Genomic DNA, 19,772 nt, shown 5'->3' with positions numbered 1-19,772 from the left:
TCGGGAACCACGCGCCGCCAGCACATGGCGCATTGGGGCATGTTCGAGGCGGAATCCGACGGCACCGAGGTCACCGCGGTGCACCCGTACCCCGGAGACGGCGACCCCTCCCCGATTCTGATCAACGCGGTGGGCTCGGTCCGGCATCGCTCACGGGTGACGGGCCCGGCCGTCCGGCGCGGCTGGCTCGAGCGGGGTCCAGGTCCGTCCGAGGGGCGGGGATCCGACGAGTTCGTCGCGGTGTCCTGGGACGAACTGGCCGATCTACTCGCCGGTGAGCTGCGTCGCGTCGTGGACGCGCACGGCAACCGCGCGATCTTCGGCGGCTCCTACGGCTGGTCCTCGCCTGGCCGTTTCCACCATGCACAGAGCCAGGTCCACCGATTCCTCAAGATGCTCGGCGGCTACACCCGATCCGAGCACAGCTACTCTCTCGGCGCGACCGGCGTGATCATGCCGCGCGTGGTCGGGACGCACTGGAAGATGTTCGCCCGCTCCACGAACTGGGACGTCATCGCCCGCGAGACCGACCTGATGGTGTGCTTCGGGGGAGTGCCGCTCAAGAACACCGCCGTCAACGACGGTGGCACCAGTCATCACCCGACCCGCGGCGCGCTCGACGCGCTGCGGGCGCGGGGCGGCCGGATCGTGTCCATCAGCCCGTTGCGCGACGACCTGCACGGCGAGGCGGAGTGGCTCGCACCGCGTCCGGGCACCGACGTGGCGATCATGCTCGCCTGCGCCTACGTGCTCGCCGACGAGGGGCTCGCGGACCGGGAGTTCCTGGACCGCTACTGCACCGGCTACGAGGTGTTCGAGAAGTACCTGCTGGGCACGGCGGACGGAGTCGCGAAGACGCCCGAGTGGGCGGCAGCGCTGTCGGGCCTGCCCGCGGATGCCATCGCGGACCTGGCCCGCCGAATGGCCCGTGGGCGCACCCTGATCTCCGTCACCTGGTCGCTGCAACGGGTGCGGCACGGTGAGCAGGCGCCGTGGGCGGGCATCACACTGGCCGCCATGCTCGGCCAGATCGGTTTGCCGGGAGGCGGTTTCGGGCACGGGTACGGCTCGATGAACGAGCCGGGGCTGGCGCCGGTGCCGTACCCGTTGCCGACCCTGTTCCAGGGGACGAACCCGGTGTCGGACTCCATCCCGGTGGCGGCGATCTCGGACCTGCTGCTGAATCCGGGGCAGGAGTACGACTTCGACGGTCAGCGCCGCACGTTTCCCGACATCCGGCTGGTGTACTGGGCCGGGGGCAATCCCTTTCATCACCACCAGGACCTCGGCCGACTGCGCCGCGCGCTGGCACGGCCTGACACGATCGTCGTGCACGACCCGTACTGGACCCAGATGGCCAAGCACGCCGACATCGTCGTTCCGTCCACGACGTCTCTCGAACGCGAGGACCTGTCCTGCACGCGCAACGATCCGTTGATGGTCGCGATGCACTCCGCCACAATGCGATTCGCCGACGCCCGCGACGACTACGACACCTTCGCCGCGCTCGCATACCGGCTCGGGTTCGGGGAGCGTTTCACCGAGGGCCGCACCGCGGGGCAATGGATCGAGCACCTCTACGGCCAGTGGCGCGGGTACGTCCTCGCGGACGGAGGGGAGGCGCCGGAGTTCGACGAGTTCTGGCGGCGCGGGCACGTCCGGATGCGCACCGAGGAGGAGTTGACGCTCTTCGAGGAGTTCCGGGCCGATCCCGAGGTCAATGCGCTGCGCACCCCGAGCGGCAAGATCGAGATCTTCTCGGCCGACATCGACGGCTTCGGCTACGCGGACTGCGCAGGACATCCGACCTGGTACGAGCCTGAGGAATGGCTCGGTGGGCGGCGGGCCGAGGCGTTCCCACTGCACCTGATCGCGAATCAGCCGAAGACCCGACTGCACAGCCAACTCGACCACGGTGCCACCAGTCAGAACTCGAAAGTGCAGGGGCGCGAACCGATCCGGCTGCACCCCGACGACGCGGCCGCCCGCGGTATCGCGGACGGAGACGTGGTCCGGGTGTTCAACGACCGCGGCGCCTGCCTGGCCGGGGCCGTGCTCGACGAGGGCGTGCGGGTCCGCGTCGTCCAACTCTCGACGGGCGCCTGGTTCGACCCGTTGGACCCCGCGGACCCGGATTCGATGTGCGTGCACGGCAATCCGAACGTTCTGACCGCCGACGTCGGCACCTCGAGCCTGGCGCGCGGCTGCACCGGCCAGCACGTTCTCGTGCAGGTCGAGCGGTTTGACGACGAGCTGCCGCCGATCCGCGCCTACGACCCGCCGGTGGTGCGGGGCGAGGTCCACGCGCGCGGTGAGCAGTAGACACTCCCACCGCAAGACGCCGTCGCCCTCGTCGTATCGGTCGCCGATGAACCCCTCCGGTGCAGCGCCGCGCGCCTAGCGGCGGTCCGGGAACTCCGGTGACCGCCGCCGGTGCGCCTGCGCCACATAGGCCGAGCACTCGTCGCACTCGGCGATGATCGGATGGCTGCAGGTGAGCAGGTGCTCGAGGAAGCTGTCGGTGGCCTCGAGCAGTGCGATCCGTTCACGCACGTCGGCGCGACGGTCGTCGATGATGGCCCGTCGATCGGTGTGGCCGCTGATCCCGAGCTGCCGGATCTGGCCCAGCGACAGGCCGGTTCGCTGCAGGGTCAGAATCACGCGGGCGTAATCGAGGATGTGCTCGTTGTAACTCCTGTGACCCGAAGGGCTGCGTGGCGGGGCGAGCAGCCCCACCGATTCCCAGTGCCGCAGCACATGCGTCTCCACACCGACTGCCGCGGCGGCGTCACCGATTCTCAGGTCCTGCGCTGTGGTCACGATTCTCCCCTTTACTTCATGTCGACCTCAAGTATTAGCGTTCCTTCATGTCCGATCCAGTACACAAGCCCACGCTCATGCAATGCTGCACCGCGGCAGTCGGCACCCTCCACGGTGCGGTCCGTCCACGGCCTGCCGACCAACGGTTCCTGGCCTCCATCACCGATGCAGGGCTGCCGCGCGCCGAGCGGACCGTCACCGTGACGGCTCTGCACAACTTCCCGCGCCCGGTTCCGACCCAGGTGGTCGTGGAAGGCGTGTCCACTCCGCGACGCATCACGAGCTCATTGAGCTCCTTCGTCGTTCAGCATCCGGAAGCCGCCTTCATCGTGGACCCGGGATTCTGCATCGACGCCGAGCGCCGCGCCATCGCGCAACTGCCCGCCGTTATCCGTCCCGTCGCGCGCCCGCCCGCCGAAACCGTTCCGACCGCCACCGCCCTGCTCGCCGAACCGGGCCTGCCCGCACTGGACTTCGCGCTGCCCACCCATGCGCACTGGGACCACGTGTGCGGCCTGCTCGATCTGCCGGGATTGCCCGTCCACCTGCACAGTGTCGAGCGAGACTGGGTCATGACCGGTCCCGTCGCTCCTGTGGGCGGTGTCCGTGACTCCCTCGTCGACCGTCCGATCCAGGAGTACGACCTCGACGGTCCCCCGATCCTCACCTTCACCCGCAGCCGCGACCTCTTCGGAGACGGCAGCGTCGTCCTGGTCGATCTCGCCGGACACACCCCCGGAAGCATCGGCGTTCTCGCCCACACCCCGCACGGCTGGAAGCTACTCGCGGGCGACGCCGCCTGGCACACACTGCAAATCGACCGAATCCGCCAGAAAGCCACCTACCCGGGCGTCTTCATGGACCACGACCGCGACGCCACCTTCAAAACCCTGCACCGCCTCCACTTGGCCCAACGACTGGTCCCGATCATCCCCACCCACGACCACGTCGCCGCTCAGCGCCTCAGCACCCCCGCTACGGAGGGCGCCGAGCCGCTACCGTGAACCCATGGGGATCGCCGTACGCCCGCCCGCGATCCGGTCACGGTGAGATCCTGCCCCCGGGTGCGGTCTCACCGTGCCCAGTCGGGCGCCCACAGGTCGCCGCCGGACGTCGCCTGGTATCTGGTCTCGAGGTAATCGAGAAATCCTGCGAGAACCGGGTGTGGATTGTCCGCTCGCCAGATCACCGAAAGCGGGTAGACCGGAGTCGGATCGACGACGGGGACCCGGCGGAGGTCGTAACTCTCCGGCCAGAGGTATCGCGAGCCCTCGCCGACGAAGGTGGCGAGCCGGGTCGAGTCCGCGATCTCGGCGAGGAGCGCTTCGATGCCGAACATCGGACCCATCGTGTCGATGGTGAGTCCGAACGCCTGCGCCAGATCGTCGTAGTACCCGATCGGCTCGGAGTCGGACATGCCCGGCATCCAGATCGGGTGATCGGTGAGCTCGGCGAGCGTCACGGTCTCGGCGTTCGCCAACGGATGCTGCGGGCCGACCAGCAGTTGGTGCCGATCGTCGATCACGCGCGATGACCGGAGTCCGCTCGGGACCGTGCGGGCGGTGGCTCGGAGGGATCTGAAGGTGGCGTCCAGCGTGCCGGCGCCGACCTCGGCCAGCGCAGACGCGGCGTCGGCGTTGACCAGGGTGACGACATCGAGCTCGATGCCGGGGTGTTGCTGGTAGTAGGCATGCAGGATGGTCGAGGGTGCGATCCTGCGGGCGACAACGTCGATCCGCAGGGCCCTGCGCCCCGGAGTCACGGCCGCCGTGGCGCGTTCGGCGGCGCGTAGGAGATCACGTGCGTGGGGGAGTAGGGCTTGCCCGTCGACGGTGAGCCGGACACCCCTGGCGGTCCGCGAGAGAAGCTGCACGCCGAGCTCCCGCTCCAGGTTGGCCACCCGTTTCGAGGCCGCCTGCTGGGTGATGCCCAGATCGTCGGCAGCGGCTTGGAACTGGCAGGTCTGGGTGACGGCAACGAAGGTACGAACCGCATCGAGATCCACGAGCGAAGACTAACCACACAACTATGGGTTGTGACACTCCGCTCGATCTGTTGTTGGTGTCGGTGTCCCTCGATCGGTTTCACTCTCCCCGACAACAGACGGTTGTCCCGAACGTGTGGAGCGGAGCGAGGCGAGTGCCGAAGATGTGGCGGAGCGCGAGCCTGGGCGGGTCGTTCGGGTGGTTGTGGGCCGCCTACGCGGTGAGCGCCTACGGGACCGGGCTCGGGTTCGGGGCGTTCTCGGTCATTGCCATCACGGTGCTGAACGCGAGCTCCGCAGAGGTGGCGGCATTGTCGGCGTCCGGGCTCGCAATCGGGGCGCTGCTGGCGGTCCCGCTCGGGCCGTGGATGGAGTTCCGCGCCAAGCGGCCGGTCATGATCGCCATGGACGTGATTCGCTTCGCGGCCTTGGCATCTGTACCGCTCGCCTACTGGCTGGGGGCGTTGTCCTTTGCGCAACTCCTGATCGTTGTCACCGTCACCGCAGCCGCGAAGATCGCGTTCACCGCCGCCAGCGGCGCCTACCTCAAGACCATCGTGCGCGCTGACGGGCTCGTGGTGGCGATGAGTCGGTTCGAGTCCACCACCTGGTCGGCCACGATCGTCGGACCACCCCTGGGCGGCGCCGCCATCGGGCTGTTGGGGCCGGTGACCACCGTCCTCGTCGACGCGGCGAGCTACCTCCTCTCAGCGCTCGGCGTCACCGCGATCAGGGAACCCGAGCGCCCCCCGACCCCGAGGGCGCCGACACGTCGGTGGAGCGAGGTCGTCGAGGGTTGGCGCTACATCCTCGCCCACCACGCGCTGCGTCCGCTCTTCTTCAATACCGTGCTGGTCAACGCGCTGATCATGGCCACTGAGCCGCTCGTGGCGGTGTTGATGCTTGCGCACCTGCACTTCCCCGTCTGGCAGTACGGGCTGGCGTTCGCGGTCCCGTGTATCGGGGGCCTGATCGGGTCGCGACTCGCTCGCCGAGTCGCGTCCCGCTGCGGCGGACCGAGGGTGCTGCGGGTTGTCGGAGCGCTCCGTGCCTGCTGGCCACTCGGCCTCGCGTTCATCCAGCCGGGCTGGGCCGGGCTGGCGATCGTGATGGCCACCCAGCTGGGGTTGACCCTCTGCGCGAGCATCTTCAATCCCGTCTTCGCCGCCTACCGGCTGACCAACACCGAAACCGATCGTCAGGCAAGGGTCCTCGCCGCGTGGTCGATCACCAGCAGCATCGGCATCGCTGGCGTCACCGTGTTGTGGGGTCTCCTGGCGCAATTCACCAGCCTGCGTGCAGCCATCGCCCTGGCCGGGGTACTGCTGCTGGCCACGCCGTTGCTGCTGCCGCGGCAGGTCATCACGCCGGATCCGGCCGGACCGATCCCGCCGAACGAGGAGCCGGTCCATGCCCGCGAGAGCGCGTGAAGTCCCGTTCGCCGATGCACTGCATCTCGGCGGCGTACGGTCGTCAGGCATGGACCGTCGTGCGGTGACCTGTCGACCACGCCATCTCCGAGCGGCCGGCGCCGCATTCGCCCTCACCCTGCTGCTCGGTGCCTGTTCCTCGGACACCGGATCGGACTCGGGTCCCACCTCCGCGGCGACCTCGCCGGCAGCGTCCGCCCCCGCGATCGACGATGCGACCCTGCAGTCGACCGTGCAGGAGGCGGCCAAGGAGTTCCTGCTGCCCGGCGCGGTGGTGTTGCTGCGCACGCCGGAGGGTGAACAGACCGTCACCTACGGCACGACCGAACGCGACGGCGGTGCGCCGGTCACTCTCGACGACCACGTCCGGGTCGGCTCGAACACCAAGACCTGGACGGGAACGGTGATCCTGCAGCTGGTGCAGGAGGGCAAGCTCGTCCTCGAGGACCCGGTCTCGAAATACCGGCCCGAGGTCCCCGGCGGCGACGGCATCACGATCGAGCAGCTGCTGAACATGCGAAGCGGGCTGTTCAACTACAGCGAGACGCTCGAGCTGAACGAGTCCCTCGACCGGGACCCGCAGAAGGTGTGGGCGCCGGAGGAGTTGCTGTCGCTGGCATTCGCGCATCCGCCGTACTTCCCGCCCGGGCAGGGATACCACTACTCGAACACCAACTTCGTCCTGCTCGGCCTGATCGCCGAGCAACTCGACGGCAAGCCGCTGCAGGAGATCTTCCGGGACCGGCTGTTCACTCCGGTCGGCCTGGAGCACACCGAATTTCCCGCGCTGACCTCGAACGCCATCCCCACCCCGTACTCACGCGGCTACATGTTCGGGGACAACGTGCTGACCATGACCGACCCCGCGATTCCGCCGGACATGCAGGCCGCGGCGACGGCAGGCACCTTGGCGCCGAAGGACGTCACCGACGGCAACCCCTCCTGGGCGTGGTCGGCCGGATCGGGCATCTCCACCGCGCACGACCTCGCGACCTGGGTGGAGGCCCTGGCCGACGGCAAGTCCCTCGACGCCGAGATGCAGGCACGCCGCCTCGCGAGTGTGCAGCCGGTCGATCCGAGCACGCCGGACGGACCGGGCTACGGCTGGGCGATCGCGAAGCTGGGCCCGCTCTACGGCCACACCGGCGAACTGCCCGGCTACAACTCGTTCATGGGTTCCGATGCGGAGAGCGGCGTGACGCTGGTCGTCTGGGCCAACCTCGCGCCCGGCGCCAACGGTCAAGACCCGGCCAGCACCATCGCCAAGACGATCATCGAGAAGATGTTCGCTCCGAAGTGAGGTTCAGCTCTGCCCGTTCGCAGTCCACGGACGGAGTTTCTCCGGGTTGCGGACCGCCCATATTCGAGTGATGCGGCCGCCCGCGAGGCCGAACGCCGCCACGGTCACGGTGACGCCTGCGTGCTGGGCTACGAGGCCGGGTCTGCCGTTGACCGTCCGCTCCAGGAGCACCAGCCCGGGGGCCTTGTCTGCGATGTGGACCAGGTACTGGGCGATGCGCTTGCCACCTTCGACAGGGCGGAGGACCGTGCCGACCAGGCCGCCGCCGTCGGCGGTCATCGCGGCGTCGGGGTCGAGGAGGTCGACGAGGGCCTCGATGTCCCTGGCTTCCCATGCCTCCTTGAAATGCCGCACCAGACCGGCCTGCCCGGCCGTCGGAACCGCGGGAACCTGCGCGGCGCGAATCCTCCGACGGGCCGAGGACGCCAGCTGCCGGCAGGCCGCGGGCGTCCGGCCGACGATCTCGCCGATCTCGGCGAAGGGGTACCGGAAAACGTCGTGCAGGATGAACGCCACGCGTTCGGCAGGCGTCATCGACTCCAGCACGACGAGGAAGGCCATGTTCACCGACTCGTCCAGGGTGACCCGGTCGGCGGGGTCGGTCGGCCCCGCCCTGCCGTCGCCCGCCCTCCCGCCGAACCACTCCGTGCGGTCGGGGAGGGGCTCCGGCAACCAGGCGCCGACGTAGCGCTCACGCCGGGCCCGCGCCGAGCCGAGCACGTCCAGGCAGATGCGACCGGCCACGGTCGTCAGCCAGGCGCCGGGCGACTCGACCGCCTCCCGCCGTTGCCGCGACATCGCGTACCAGCGGGCGTAGGTTTCCTGCACCGCGTCCTCGGCTTCGGAGAGCGAACCGAGTAGCCGGTAGGCGAGATTGGTCAGATGACGCCGCTCGGCGACGATCGTGCTCGGGCCCGGTTCGGACCGGTCGTGCCCTGGCTCGGATGGGGTGCTCACTGGTCGCGACCGCTCCCTGGTTCTTCTCGTCCGCTTCGCTTCGCCTCACATTTCGCGGGCCCGTGTCGTCGGAGTATCGAGACACTACCGATTCACAGCCGCGAGTCAGAAGAGGGGACCGCACCATGGCGACGCAGACGACGGCAGTACGGGGCAGACACACCTTCCTGCGGGTGGCGACAGCCCTGCAGACCTTGACCATCTTCTTCCAGGCGGTCACCGCCGGAATGCTGCTGTCCTCGTCGTACGGCGAGACACTGCACGGCGTCGGAGCGCGCGTGATGTACGGCGCGTCGATGCTGTACGTGCTCGCCGCGATCCTGGCGTGGCGGCCTGGCGGCGGCTCGCCCCGCCCGATCCTGTACGCGTCCGGCTTCCTCGTACTCGCTTCGGTGCAGGTGGTGCTGGGCATAGCGCGCATGCCCTCGCTCCATGTTCCCCTCGGCGTCCTGATGTTCGGCCTGAGCGTGCTGGCGCTGGGCCAGAGCGGGTCTCAGGCCTTCGGGACCAGGCGGAGCGAGATCGAGTTGATGCAGTACCGCTGATCGGTGGGGGTGGGGTAGCCCTCGCCCTCGAAGACGTGGCCGAGGTGACTGTGGCAGTTCGCGCACAGCACCTCCACCCGGCGCATGCCGAGGGTGGTGTCCTCGCGCAGGATGACCGCGTCGGAGTCCGCCGGGTCGAAGAACGACGGCCACCCGCAATGGGATTCGAACTTCTCCGTGCTGGTGAACAGCAGCGCGTCGCACGCGCGGCAGTGGTACTCGCCGACGGTGGTGCTGTCGGTGTACTCGCCGACGAACGGGCGCTCGGTGCCCGCCTCACGGAGCACCGCGTACTCCTCGGGGCTCAGGCGTTCGCGCCACTGCGCTTCGGTGAACTGGACGGGTGCCGGATCTGCCGAGGAACTCATGGCACCACGGTACTCAGGCGACGGCCGCCTTCGGGCGCTCCTCGAGCAGGAATGCCGGGTCGATGCCACCGTCCAGCCTGTTCTCGCGCTTCGCGATCAGATACCGGCCGAGCAGCACCGCGAAGATCACGATGAGGAGCAGGCTCCAGCCGAGGGTGGTCTTCATGTACTCGGCCGCGCGGCCCGCGGCCGGGAACCGAACCGAAAGCCAGCTGTCGTAGCTCATGAACCCGTAGACGGCCAGCCAGGCGGGCCAGTTCCGCATCACCGAGTTCCGCAGCACCACGCTCATCAGCAGCGGGAACAGCATCATCGAGTAGTACATCTGGCCGAGCGAGCCCAGCAGGAACGTCGCGGTCAGCAGCACGCCGGAGGCGGTGGTGACGAAGAAGAGCTGATCGTCGCGGTAGTAGCGGTACAGCAGCCACAGCGACACAAGGACCATCACGCCGAACAGGGCCCGCAGCGCCAGGATCAGCAGGTCGGGCAGCCCGTAGTAGGCGCCGTTGCCGACGATCGCGCTGTTGAAGTAGTCGCGGGACTCCATCAGGTACGGCGCGGTGCGGTGCACGAAGTCCATCGGATCGGCCGACAGCGGCCAGGCGATCGCGGTGAGGATCAGCGGGATGCCGACGGCGGTCACGAAGACCTTCCACTGCTTGCTCACCAGCGGCAGCAGGAGCAGTGGCCAGAGCACGGGTTTGACCGCGAACGTCAATCCGAGGGCTACACCCGACCACGCGTCCTTCTTGCGCAGCAGCAGGTACATGAACGCCACCTCGCCCAGCAGGACGAGGCCGTTGATGTTGGTGAAGACAAGGGTGTTGGTGACGGTCTCGGACGCGAACATCGCGAAGAGCAGGATCGGCGCCGCGATGGAGTCGAGCGCCAGGTTGAACATCTTCAGCATCAGGTAGCCGGCGATGATGACGGCCGCCGCATTGGCGAGGATGAACAGCCAGCGCGAGCGCTCGGGGTCGACGAGCGCGATCGGGGCGATCAGCAGGGTTCCGCTGGGCGGGTAGAGGTAGTGCGGGTCCACCCAGTTGAAGTTCGCGGTGTACACCGGCTTGTGGTTGAGGAAGGCCAGGGCCGCCCGGTAGACCGGCGCGAAGTCGTCCGTCCGGAACCCGTTCACTGCCTTGACGAGCACTCGATGCAGCACCGTCATGATGGCGAGCGGCCACAGCGCGAACTTGACCACCTCTGCGGTCGTCCGGCCGGTGCGCGGTTCGAGATGTCGAAGGAACACCGTGGCACGGTACACCGAGCGGGCACCCGGGCGTTCGGTTGACACTCCGCGAGGCCACCTCAGCCCGGGCAGGCGCCGCCGTCCGGGGGTAACACGCCGGTGCGGGCGTAGTCGGCGATCGCCAGCTGTCCGCAACCGGAATGCGTCGACACCGGATGTCCGCTGCCGAGCCAGGCGACGGTCGAGTTGGCGGCACCCGCCGCCGCGACCGCCCCGGTCACGGAGCCGGCCCCTGCGCTGCCGACGACCGGGTCCGCCGCCCCGCTGAGCGTGAGCACGGCGACGTCGAGTGTGGAGGGCAGCTCCGGCGGCGGCGTGGTGGGCCACGCCGTGCACAGCAGCAGCGAGAGCGCGGTGTCCGGGCCGAAGACCGGGTACTGCTCGGCCCAGGTGGTGCGCAGCTCACGTGCACGACCTGGCGTCGGCCACTGATGCCCGTCGGAGCAGCGCGCGATGAACTGTCCGTCCGAGTCGGTGGCGACCGCGGTGTGCCCGATGAGGGAGTCGAGTGGGCCGATGTCGCCGCGGCCCGCCGCCGCCAGCACGTCCGAGAACTCGCGGATGCGCGCCTGCTGATCGCCGCGGGGCGCGCCGAGGAAGCCGGTGAGGGCGGTCAGCAATCCGTTCGAGGAAACCGGGGTCAGCTCGCCGGCAGAGGCGCGGCGGACCAGGTCGGCCACCGCCGACCGGGGGTCGGGGCCAAGCGCGCAGTCGAGCGCGGCACATTGCCGGGCGAAGGCAGCCAGTGCCGCCTCCTGCCCTGCGACACGGGACTCGGCGGTGGTCACGGCGTCGGCGCGGACCGAACCGGGGGCGTCGAGGACGAGCCGGGAGAGCCGGTCCGGGTGCTGCGCCGCGTACGAGAGCCCGACGGCCGCGCCGTTTCCGGTGGTGAACAGGCCCAACCGCTCGACACCCCACGCCTTGCGCAGCTGCTCGAGGTCGTCCGCGGCGTGCGCCGCGTCGAAGGCAAGCTCCTGTGGCTGCAGGAAATCGGTGCAGCCGACCGTGGCGTCGCGGCTGAGTGTCATCACCTTGTCCGCGGCGTCGCCGCCGTCGGGGTCCGGCGGGGAGAACTGGCCGAGGTCGAGCATGGCCCTGCGCAGGCCAGGGGTGTCGATGCACTCGATGGTGGTCGAGGTCCCGATCCCGCGACGGTCGACGGCCACCACGGGCCGGGTGGCCAGCAGGTCGGTGATGGGCCCCGCGGCCAGCGCCGCGAGGGTGGCGGTCGAGGCCCGGTCCGCGCCGGAGGTGAGGACGAGCGGGCCTGCGTCGGCAGGCGTCTGCGGGAGCCTGGCCCTGGACACCCCGAGGCTGAAGGTGCCGGGGATCGAGGAAGACGGGTCGATCGGGGCCGCGAGCTGTGCGCATTCGATGATCAGCCCCGCCGGTCCCGGTCCGAGACCGAGCGTGTCAAGGGTGGTGCGGGTGCAGTCGCTCCAGTCGAGGTCGGTGCGGGGCACCTCGAGCGGGGGCGGCTCCTGCTCGGCGTCGGCGGTTCGGCCCGTCGTCTCTCCCGGACGCTGCGCGACCGCGACGTCGGGGCGCACGCTCGGCCCGGCACTGCAGGCGCAGCAGACGGCGAGCGCCACGGCGAGCGGCCACGTCCTGCGCAGTGGGGATGTCACGGTGCACAGCCTGCCAGGTCGCTCAGCCGTTCCGCTCGCGTACCCAGCGTGCGAGCAGCGTGCCGTCCTCGTCCCCGAGCAGGTGCGCCCGACGCATCGTCCTCGGGGCGGCGTCGGGGGAGAGCGCGATCCGCGGTGCGCGACCGGCCACCAGCAGCGGGGCCGTGGTCAGGCACAGCTCGTCGACCGCATCGGCCGCCAGCAGCTGACCGAACAGTGCTGGGCCGCCCTCGCAGAGCACCCGCGTGAGTCCGAGCCCGTGGAGGGTGTCGAGGATCGCCGCAGGCGGCACGGCGGACTCGCCGAGTTCGAGAACCCGCGCGCCCGCCGCCTCGAGCCCGGCCTTCCGGTCGCTGGGCGCGGCGGCGGTGGTGAGGATCAGGGGTGCGGTCGTGGTGTCGGTCAGCAGCCGGGACGTCGGGTCGATGTCGGCGCTCGCGGTGACGACGGCGACGGGCGGCGCGTCGGCCTGGCCGCGCTCGCGTCTGCGTGCGCGGCGCTCGGCTGACACCCGGGCGCCGCCGTAGTTCTCGGCCCGCACCGTGCCTGCGCCGACCAGGATCACGTCGGCCAGCTCGCGCAGGACTCCGAACAGGCGCTTGTCGGCCGGAGTGCCCAGTCCCGCGGACGTCCCGTCGGCGCTCACCGCACCGTCGATGCTGGAGACGAAGTTGACCCGGACCCACGGCGCGGACGTCGTGTCCGGATAGACGTGCAGGTCGCGCAGTTCATCGTCGTCGAGCGGTGTGAGGTGGGTCGCAATATCGAGGCGGTGCATATGGGAGATGACAGCACGTCGATAACCTCCATGCATGCACGAGCGTCTTGTTGATCGCAGTCCGGTGGTTCAGGCGGACCAGCTGATCGCACAAATGGTCCCGCCGGCGATGTTCGACGAAGTCAGTTTCGCCTCGTACATCCCCGACCCGAACGAGCCGAGCCAGGCCGCTGCCGTGAGCAAGGCCGAGGAGTTCGCGGCCAAGGTGACGAAGATCCGTTCCGGCGGTCGGCGCGGATTGTTCGGCAAGAAGGCCCAGGCCAGCGGCGCGGGCCTGTACCTCGACGGCGGCTTCGGCGTCGGCAAGACCCACCTGCTGGCATCGATCTTCCACAGCGTGCCATCGCCCAAGGCGTTTGGAACGTTCGTCGAGCTCACCCACGTGGTTGGCGCGCTCGGCTTCAACAACGCGGTCGAGCAGCTATCCGGCCACAGCGTGCTCTGCATCGACGAGTTCGAGCTCGACGATCCGGGCGACACCATGCTCGTCTCGCGTCTGCTCACCGAGCTGTCCGCGCGTGGCGTGTCGATCGTGGCCACCTCCAACACCCTGCCCGGCCAGCTGGGCGAGGGCCGGTTCGCGGCTCAGGACTTCCTGCGGGAGATCAAGAAGCTCGGGTCGATCTTCGAGACGATCCGGGTGGACGGCCCCGACTACCGTCACCGCGACCTGCCGCCCGCGCCGGAGCCGATCTCGGACGCCGAGCTCGCCGACCGCGCCGACGGGATCCCCGGCGCGACCCTCGACGACTTCGACGCCCTGTGCGCGCACCTGAGCACCCTGCACCCCTCGCGCTACAACAAGCTGATCGCGGACGTGCCCGCGGTGTTCCTGCGGGGCGTGCACCCGGCCCAGGACCAGTCCGTCGCGCTGCGACTGGTCGTGCTGGCCGACCGCCTGTACGACGCGAGCATCCCGGTCACCGTCTCCGGCGCCAAGCTGGACGAGATCTTCACCCCGGAGATGCTCGCGGGCGGCTACCGGAAGAAGTACCTGCGCGCGACCTCGCGGCTGCTCGCGCTGTCCCGCTTCGAGGTCGCTGCCTAGACCGCGCGCTGCATCACGAAGTCGTGGTGCAGCTGCTCGCCGACCAGGAACGTCTTGGTGCCGACCCGCTCGAAGCCGTGCTTGGCGTAGAAGCGCTGCGCCCGCGTGTTCTGCTGGTTCACCCCGAGCCAGACACCCGCGGCGTCCAGGGCACGCGCGTGGTCGAGCGCCGCGGTCATCAGCGCCACCGACACACCGTCCCCGTGCCGGTCCGGCAGCACGTACAGCTTGCTGATCTCCAGGGTCGGCAGCAGCGTGACCGCCGCCCGGACATCGGGATCATCGGGGGTGCCGTCGACGAGAATCGCGTAGCCGATGATCCCGTCCGCGCCGACGGCCTTGAGCACCGTTCGGTCCGGCGCGGCCAGGTACTCGGTGAAGCGGGCCTCGGACAACACAGTGGTGATGAAGTCCGCGATGTCGGCCTCGGTTGCCGTCGGAGGGCACGCCAGCGGGAAGGTCTCGGCGGCAACGGCGGCGAGCTCGGCCGCGTCGGATGAGATGGCGCGGACGACGGCGAACTGAGCGGGCATGCGTCTAGTCGACCACACGTGTCAGGTCGGCGGAATCGGCCCCTGCGGCGACCCGTTTGGGCCGGAACGAGGGGGCCAGCAGGAACAGGGCCACGGCGAACAGCAGCGGCAGGACAAAGCCGATTCGCAGATCGGAGACGGCCGCGACCGCACCGACGATGGCGCCGCCGACCAGTGTGCCCGCGTAGTTGAACAGGTTGAGTCGGGCGATCACGGCGTCCGTCTGGTCCGGCGGGGCGAGCCGACCGGCGGCGCTGAAGCACAGCGGGGCGATGACGGGGGCGCCGAGTCCGACGATGAGGAACCCGATGATCGCGACGGTCGGGCTCTGCGCGACGATCACGACGACCAGCCCGAGCGCGGCGATCGCAGAGCCGACCCGGACGACCGCGACCTCGCCGTGGCGCCGCACCCAGAAGTCGCCGGTCAGGCGGGAGGCGAGGCCCGCGGTCTGATAGGCGGCGACCGCGAGGGCCGCCGTGCTGGCGCTGGCGAGCAGCAGGTCCTTGAGGTACAGCGCCGACCAGTTGCCGACGCTGAAGTCGATGGCGAAGAACAGTGCCATCGCCGCACCGAGAGCGAGGAACGGGCGGATCGGGATCGTCAGCGGCGCGGCGGAGGTGGTTGCCTCGGCCTCGGGTCCGACCTCGAGCAGTCGCGGTCCGATCAGCAGCGTTCCGGCGGCGACCCCGAGCGCGGCGCCGAAGATCGACACCGGCAGGCTCACCTCGAGCGCCGAACAGGCCGAGACGTACAGCGCACCGACGATGGCGCCGACGCTCCACGCGCCGTGGAACGAGGACAGGATCGATCGGCCGTAGCGGTGTTGGATCGCCACGGCCTGCATGTTGGTGGCCGCGTCGACCATGCCGAGGCCGACGCCGTACACGGCGAATCCGGTGAAGAACGCGGCGGGGGACGGGGCGAAGGCGATCCCGGTGCCTGCGCAGGCGATGACGAACAGTCCCACTCGCAGGGTGGTCTTGCTGGAGGTCCTGGTTGCCAGGTGCTCGGCGATCACGCTGCCGACGGCCGCGACCAGCGAGACCAGCACCACGGCGACGACGATGGTGGAGTCGTCGAAGCCGTACCGGTCCTTGAACTGGGGGAGCTGCGTCAGGAGTGCGGCGAGGAACATGCCCTGCAGGCCGAAGCCAACGGCGGTCGACACGCGAGCGGCCCGCAATGCGGGGGTGGGGAGCGTCATGAGGCCAGTGTGCTTTCGCCGGGCCCGTTCGGGCGGTGTGTTGATGAATTCAAGCATTGCGCTGGACGTGCGTCCAACATTTCTGCAAACTTGGCTGATGACTGCGACTGAAACGAATCCGGTGTTCCCTCAGGGGTTTTTGTGGGGCGTGGCCACGGCCGCGTACCAGATCGAGGGAGCAGTGGATGAGGGTGGCCGAGGCCGCTCCATCTGGGACGAGTACTGCGAGCGGCCCGGCGTGATCGTAGGAGGCGAGACGGGCGTGGTCGCCATCGACCACTACCACCGCTACCGCGAGGACGTCGGGCTGATGCGCGACCTTGGCGTCGACGCCTACCGGCTGTCCGTGTCCTGGTCCCGGGTGCAGCCCACCGGCAGTGGTCCGGTCAACGAGGAGGGGCTGGACTTCTACGACCGCCTCGTCGACGAGCTCGTCGCGGCCGGGGTCGATCCGGCCGTCACCCTGTTCCACTGGGACCTGCCGATCGAGCTGCAGGAGGCGGGCGGCTGGCTCAACCGCGAGACCTCCTATCGGCTCGCCGAGTATGCCGACATCGTCGGTCGCAGGCTCGGTGATCGTGTGCGCATGTGGATGCCGCTGAACGAGCCGGTCGTGCACACCCTCTACGGGCACGCGCTCGGCGTGCATGCCCCCGGCCAGGAACTGGGCTTCGGTGCGCTGCAGGCCGCCCACCACCAGCTGCTCGGCCACGGGCTGTCGGTGCAGGCGTTGCGCGCGGCGGGGTGCGACAACATCGGCATCGCCTCCAACCACGCGCCGGTACACGCGGCCAGCGAATCGGAGGCCGATGTCGCGGCCGCCGAGATCTACGACCACATCGTGAACTGGACGTTCGCCGACCCGATCCTGCGGGGCAGTTACCCGGCGGAGGAGCTGGCAGCGGCGCTGCAGGGGCCGGTCGCCGAGGACCTCGAGGTGATCTCGCAGCCGATCGACTGGTTCGGCATCAACTACTACGAGCCGACGCTGATCGCCGCGCCCACCTCCGACGAGGGCAGCAGCGGGGTCCTCGAGGTCGACCTGCCGCCGGGGATGCCGTTCCAGCCGGTCGCGCTCGAGGGCTATGAGCGGACGGACTTCGGGTGGCCGATCGTCCCAGCCGGCCTGCGCGAGATTCTCGGGATCTTCGCGGACCGGTACGGCGATGCGCTGCCGCCGATCTACATCACGGAGAGCGGGGCGTCGTTCCATGACGAGGACCCCGACGAGAACGGCCGGGTCGACGACCGTCGGCGGATCGACTACCACCGCGAACACCTGCACGCCGTGCGGGAGGCGATCGAGGACGGCGTCGACGTGCGCGGCTACTTCGCCTGGTCGATCTTCGACAACTTCGAGTGGGCGGCCGGGTACAAGGAGCGATTCGGCCTCGTCCACATCGACTACGAGACCCTGGCCCGGACGCCGAAGGACTCCTATTTCTGGTATCGCGACCTGATCGCCGGGCACGCGAGCGTGAACTGATGACCAGCCTGGCGAACCGATTGATGCCCGCAGCGCTCGCGCTGCGGGGCAGCAGGCGGGTGGGCGCCGAGGCCACCCGCCGGGAGATCGCGGGCCGGGCGTTGCGACCTCGTTCGTTCAGCCCGCCGCGTGGGCTCGACCGGCGGGTCGACATCCGCCTGGAGCGCACCGCGGCGGGCTGGCCGGTGTACTCGCTGGCCGCGCACGGCGCATCGCGGCGGGATCTGGACAGCGTGCTGTACCTGCACGGTGGCTCGTACTTCCGCGAGATCACCCGTCAGCACTGGCAGTTGGTCGCGGGCCTGGCCCGGTCGTTGCCGGTGGAGGTGGTGGTCCCGATCTACCCACTCGCCCCCGTCGCGACGGCGGACGTCGTGGTGCCCGCGGCAGCCGACCTCGCCGAATGCCTGATGGGGGAGCACGGCGCCGAGCGGTTCGCCCTGCTCGGTGACTCCTCGGGAGGGGGGATGGCGCTGGCCGTCGCGGTGGCGTTGCGGGAACGCACCCTCGTGCCGCCGCGGCGCACGGTGCTGATCTCGCCGTGGCTCGACATCACCGTCGACGACCCGGCCATCGCGGGCCTCGCGGCGCACGACCCGTGGCTGAGTCCGGACGGGCTGCGGGTGGCGGGCGAGGCGTACCGCGGCGCACTGGAGCCGGAGGATGTCCGGGTGAGCCCGATCAACGCCGACCTCGACGACCTGGGGCACATCACGGTGTTCACCGGCACCCGCGACATCCTCAACGCGGACGCGCGGCGGCTGCGCGAGCGAATCGCGCTCAGCAACACCGAGTTCGAGTACCACGAGGAGCGGGACATGTTGCACGTCTACCCGCTGCTGCCGACACCCGAGGGCAGGGCGGCCAGGCGGACCCTGCGCGGCCTCGTCGACCCGAGGGGCGCGATCAGTTCGACGCGGTGACCCGGGCGCGGGCCGGACGCCTGCGCCGGATGAGGAAGCCGGTCCAGGACACCAGGACCACGAGCCCGGCGAGGGCCTGAAGCAGTGTGGTGTAGCGCTCCGGATAGACGACACCGGTCAGGTAGGTGTCGATGAATCCGGTGCGCAGCCCCTGCTCGCCTGCCTCGTGCCTGGCCCAGTTCTCCAGGTGGGTGAGCGGGCAGTCGAGCCCGAACACGATGGTCGAGAAGCCCCAGCCCGCGAGCACGAGATGCGGCCAGATCGCCCACGGCCATCGCCAGGCCAGGAACCCGCCGGCGACGACGTACACCAGGAACGCGAAGTGCACGGTCATCGTCGCCTCGGCGAGCACCCGAAAGACCATGAGGTCATTGTCCCTCCGGGTCGATCCGGAGGGGTACACCTGCGTTGTTACAGGCGGCGGTTGAACACTTCCTTGGCCTTCGAGGTCGTGATGTCGACCGTGTACACGCGGAGCGTGGCGGCGGTGGGCGAGAGGTCCATCACCATGAATCCGACGTCCGCGAAGTTCTCGAAGAGGCTCTTGTTCGTGGTGGAGCCGGCCTTGCCGCTGCTGGTCTTTCCTGCGGCACCAGAGACGATCTGACGGGTGCCCTTGGACTCGACGGTCGGCTCGAGGACCTGCAGCGAGTGATCGTGCCCGGCGAGGAGGAACTGGCAACGCCCGAGGACGTGCTCCTCGTAGAACTTCTTCGCGTCGGCGCCGTTCGCGGGCGGTACCGGCATCCCGTCGTACTTGCCCGCGTTGCCGTGGGATCCGTTGCTCAGGTAGGGGTGGTGGGCGCAGGCGATCTTCCACTTCGCAGGCGACGCGGCGATCGCCGCGTCCAGCCACGCGCGCTGCTCGTTCATGAACTGTCCGTCCGCAGCCCAGTAGGGCGCGAGGATCGGGGGCAGCATGGCGGCGACCGGGTTCATGTCGAGGACGAAGAACTCGACCACCGGGTTCTTCTCGGGTATGCGGACCGAGTAATAGCGGCTGGGCATCCACCACCGCCGGGAGAGCGGGTGGTAGTCCACCTCTTCGTCGCCGCGCAGCAGCCAGCCGCCGTCGCCGGGGAAGATCGCGCTGTTGTCGTGGTTGCCGAGGGCCATCACCCATGGGAAGTCGAGGCCGTGGTTGGGGTCCTCGAACTTCGCCGCGAACTGGGTGTCGTTCTCGTTGGTCGGTCCCATCTCGTAGATGTTGTCGCCGAGGCCGAGCGCCATCGAGAAGGGCTCGCGACTGTGCAGGTCGCGAATCGCGTCCGCGACCGCCCACTGTGCCTTGGTGCCGGTGCCCGCGTCGCCGGTGATCAGCACCCGAGGGTTGGTGCCGGTGGGAAACGGGAACTTGCCCGAGCCTGCTGCCTTGGTATCGGCGGCGGTCGCGATCCCGGGTGCCATGGCTGCCAGCGGCAAGGCAGCGCCCGCCGCGGCTGCGCCTGCCAGGAATCGGCGGCGATCGATCTGGTTGAACTCCATCACAGTCCTCGGGTCGCATCGGTTC

19 protein-coding genes are annotated in these 19,772 nt (G+C 69.5%); 8 read left to right on the top strand and 11 right to left on the bottom strand.

All coding sequences use genetic code 11. The features are described 5' to 3' along the window. Positions 1-24 precede the first annotated feature (24 nt). Positions 25-2,322 carry a molybdopterin-dependent oxidoreductase gene (locus tag ACWFRB_RS07730; protein ID WP_452640082.1) on the top strand — a complete coding sequence of 766 codons (2,298 nt, stop codon included), beginning with the start codon at positions 25-27 and terminating at the stop codon, positions 2,320-2,322. Positions 2,323-2,397: 75 nt separating this feature from the next. Here the strand turns inward: ACWFRB_RS07730 and ACWFRB_RS07725 are convergent, their stop codons facing one another. Next, positions 2,398-2,820, bottom strand: a complete 423-nt coding sequence (locus ACWFRB_RS07725) for a MerR family transcriptional regulator (protein ID WP_452639990.1) — start codon at positions 2,818-2,820, stop codon at positions 2,398-2,400. A 47-nt stretch (positions 2,821-2,867) separates the two neighbouring features. Between ACWFRB_RS07725 and ACWFRB_RS07720 the strand changes: the two genes are divergently transcribed. Then, positions 2,868-3,824: an MBL fold metallo-hydrolase gene (locus ACWFRB_RS07720; protein ID WP_452639989.1), complete on the top strand. Its 957-nt coding sequence runs from the start codon at positions 2,868-2,870 to the stop codon at positions 3,822-3,824. A gap of 68 nt (positions 3,825-3,892) precedes the next feature. On the opposite strand, the gene ACWFRB_RS07715 is transcribed toward ACWFRB_RS07720, so the two are convergent. Further along, complete coding sequence (locus ACWFRB_RS07715; protein WP_452639988.1) at positions 3,893-4,825, bottom strand: LysR family transcriptional regulator; 933 nt, start codon at positions 4,823-4,825, stop codon at positions 3,893-3,895. Between the two features lie 143 nt (positions 4,826-4,968). On the opposite strand from ACWFRB_RS07715, the gene ACWFRB_RS07710 reads away from it, so the two are divergent. Together ACWFRB_RS07710 and ACWFRB_RS07705 are read left to right on the top strand one after the other, a co-directional pair. Next, complete coding sequence (locus tag ACWFRB_RS07710) at positions 4,969-6,234, top strand: MFS transporter (RefSeq protein ID WP_452640080.1); 1,266 nt, start codon at positions 4,969-4,971, stop codon at positions 6,232-6,234. 49 nt (positions 6,235-6,283) lie between these two features. Then, positions 6,284-7,534: a serine hydrolase domain-containing protein gene (locus tag ACWFRB_RS07705; protein WP_452639986.1), complete on the top strand. Its 1,251-nt coding sequence runs from the start codon at positions 6,284-6,286 to the stop codon at positions 7,532-7,534. Between the two features lie 3 nt (positions 7,535-7,537). On the opposite strand, the gene sigJ is transcribed toward ACWFRB_RS07705, so the two are convergent. Further along, complete coding sequence (gene sigJ / locus ACWFRB_RS07700; protein ID WP_452639985.1) at positions 7,538-8,491, bottom strand: RNA polymerase sigma factor SigJ; 954 nt, start codon at positions 8,489-8,491, stop codon at positions 7,538-7,540. 125 nt (positions 8,492-8,616) lie between these two features. Between sigJ and ACWFRB_RS07695 the strand changes: the two genes are divergently transcribed. Then, on the top strand, positions 8,617-9,036 hold the full coding sequence (locus ACWFRB_RS07695; RefSeq protein WP_452639984.1) for a hypothetical protein: 420 nt from the start codon (positions 8,617-8,619) through the stop codon (positions 9,034-9,036). On the opposite strand, the gene msrB is transcribed toward ACWFRB_RS07695, so the two are convergent. Genes msrB through ACWFRB_RS07675 form a run of 4 tightly spaced genes read right to left on the bottom strand, consistent with a single transcriptional unit; the run spans position 8,985 to position 13,065 of the window. After that, a complete protein-coding gene (gene msrB / locus ACWFRB_RS07690; RefSeq protein WP_452639982.1) occupies positions 8,985-9,404 on the bottom strand; it encodes a peptide-methionine (R)-S-oxide reductase MsrB in 420 nt (139 codons plus the stop codon). The two genes, ACWFRB_RS07695 and msrB, sit on opposite strands and share 52 nt — an antisense overlap. Before the next feature lie 13 nt (positions 9,405-9,417). After that, positions 9,418-10,656, bottom strand: coding sequence for a glycosyltransferase family 87 protein (locus ACWFRB_RS07685; RefSeq protein ID WP_452639980.1), 1,239 nt, complete (start codon positions 10,654-10,656; stop codon positions 9,418-9,420). A 59-nt stretch (positions 10,657-10,715) separates the two neighbouring features. Beyond that, positions 10,716-12,287: an alpha/beta hydrolase gene (locus tag ACWFRB_RS07680; RefSeq protein WP_452639978.1), complete on the bottom strand. Its 1,572-nt coding sequence runs from the start codon at positions 12,285-12,287 to the stop codon at positions 10,716-10,718. Between the two features lie 22 nt (positions 12,288-12,309). After that, the gene (locus tag ACWFRB_RS07675) at positions 12,310-13,065 is read right to left on the bottom strand and encodes a pyrimidine reductase family protein (protein WP_452639976.1); all 756 of its coding nucleotides are present in this window, start codon (positions 13,063-13,065) and stop codon (positions 12,310-12,312) included. 34 nt (positions 13,066-13,099) lie between these two features. Between ACWFRB_RS07675 and zapE the strand changes: the two genes are divergently transcribed. Next, positions 13,100-14,113, top strand: a complete 1,014-nt coding sequence (gene zapE / locus ACWFRB_RS07670) for a cell division protein ZapE (protein WP_452639975.1) — start codon at positions 13,100-13,102, stop codon at positions 14,111-14,113. On the opposite strand, the gene ACWFRB_RS07665 is transcribed toward zapE, so the two are convergent. Further along, positions 14,110-14,646 carry a GNAT family N-acetyltransferase gene (locus tag ACWFRB_RS07665; protein ID WP_452639973.1) on the bottom strand — a complete coding sequence of 179 codons (537 nt, stop codon included), beginning with the start codon at positions 14,644-14,646 and terminating at the stop codon, positions 14,110-14,112. The genes zapE and ACWFRB_RS07665 overlap by 4 nt on opposite strands. Before the next feature lie 4 nt (positions 14,647-14,650). Then, positions 14,651-15,910, bottom strand: a complete 1,260-nt coding sequence (locus ACWFRB_RS07660; RefSeq protein WP_452639972.1) for an MFS transporter — start codon at positions 15,908-15,910, stop codon at positions 14,651-14,653. Positions 15,911-15,950: 40 nt separating this feature from the next. Between ACWFRB_RS07660 and ACWFRB_RS07655 the strand changes: the two genes are divergently transcribed. Both ACWFRB_RS07655 and ACWFRB_RS07650 read left to right on the top strand, forming a co-directional pair. Then, complete coding sequence (locus tag ACWFRB_RS07655; protein WP_452639970.1) at positions 15,951-17,339, top strand: GH1 family beta-glucosidase; 1,389 nt, start codon at positions 15,951-15,953, stop codon at positions 17,337-17,339. Beyond that, on the top strand, positions 17,339-18,262 hold the full coding sequence (locus ACWFRB_RS07650) for an alpha/beta hydrolase fold domain-containing protein (protein WP_452639968.1): 924 nt from the start codon (positions 17,339-17,341) through the stop codon (positions 18,260-18,262). The genes ACWFRB_RS07655 and ACWFRB_RS07650 overlap by 1 nt, the downstream gene beginning before the upstream one ends. Here the strand turns inward: ACWFRB_RS07650 and ACWFRB_RS07645 are convergent. After that, a complete protein-coding gene (locus ACWFRB_RS07645) occupies positions 18,246-18,626 on the bottom strand; it encodes a DUF2784 domain-containing protein (protein ID WP_452639967.1) in 381 nt (126 codons plus the stop codon). The genes ACWFRB_RS07650 and ACWFRB_RS07645 overlap by 17 nt on opposite strands. A 47-nt stretch (positions 18,627-18,673) precedes the next feature. Then, positions 18,674-19,750, bottom strand: a complete 1,077-nt coding sequence (locus ACWFRB_RS07640; protein WP_452639966.1) for a metallophosphoesterase — start codon at positions 19,748-19,750, stop codon at positions 18,674-18,676. Between the last annotated feature and the right edge of the window lie 22 nt (positions 19,751-19,772).

Source organism: Rhodococcus sp. NPDC055112 (assembly GCF_053607505.1).
The sequence above is the reverse complement of the archived record's forward strand: the minus strand, read 5'-3'. Positions and strand labels throughout refer to the sequence as shown.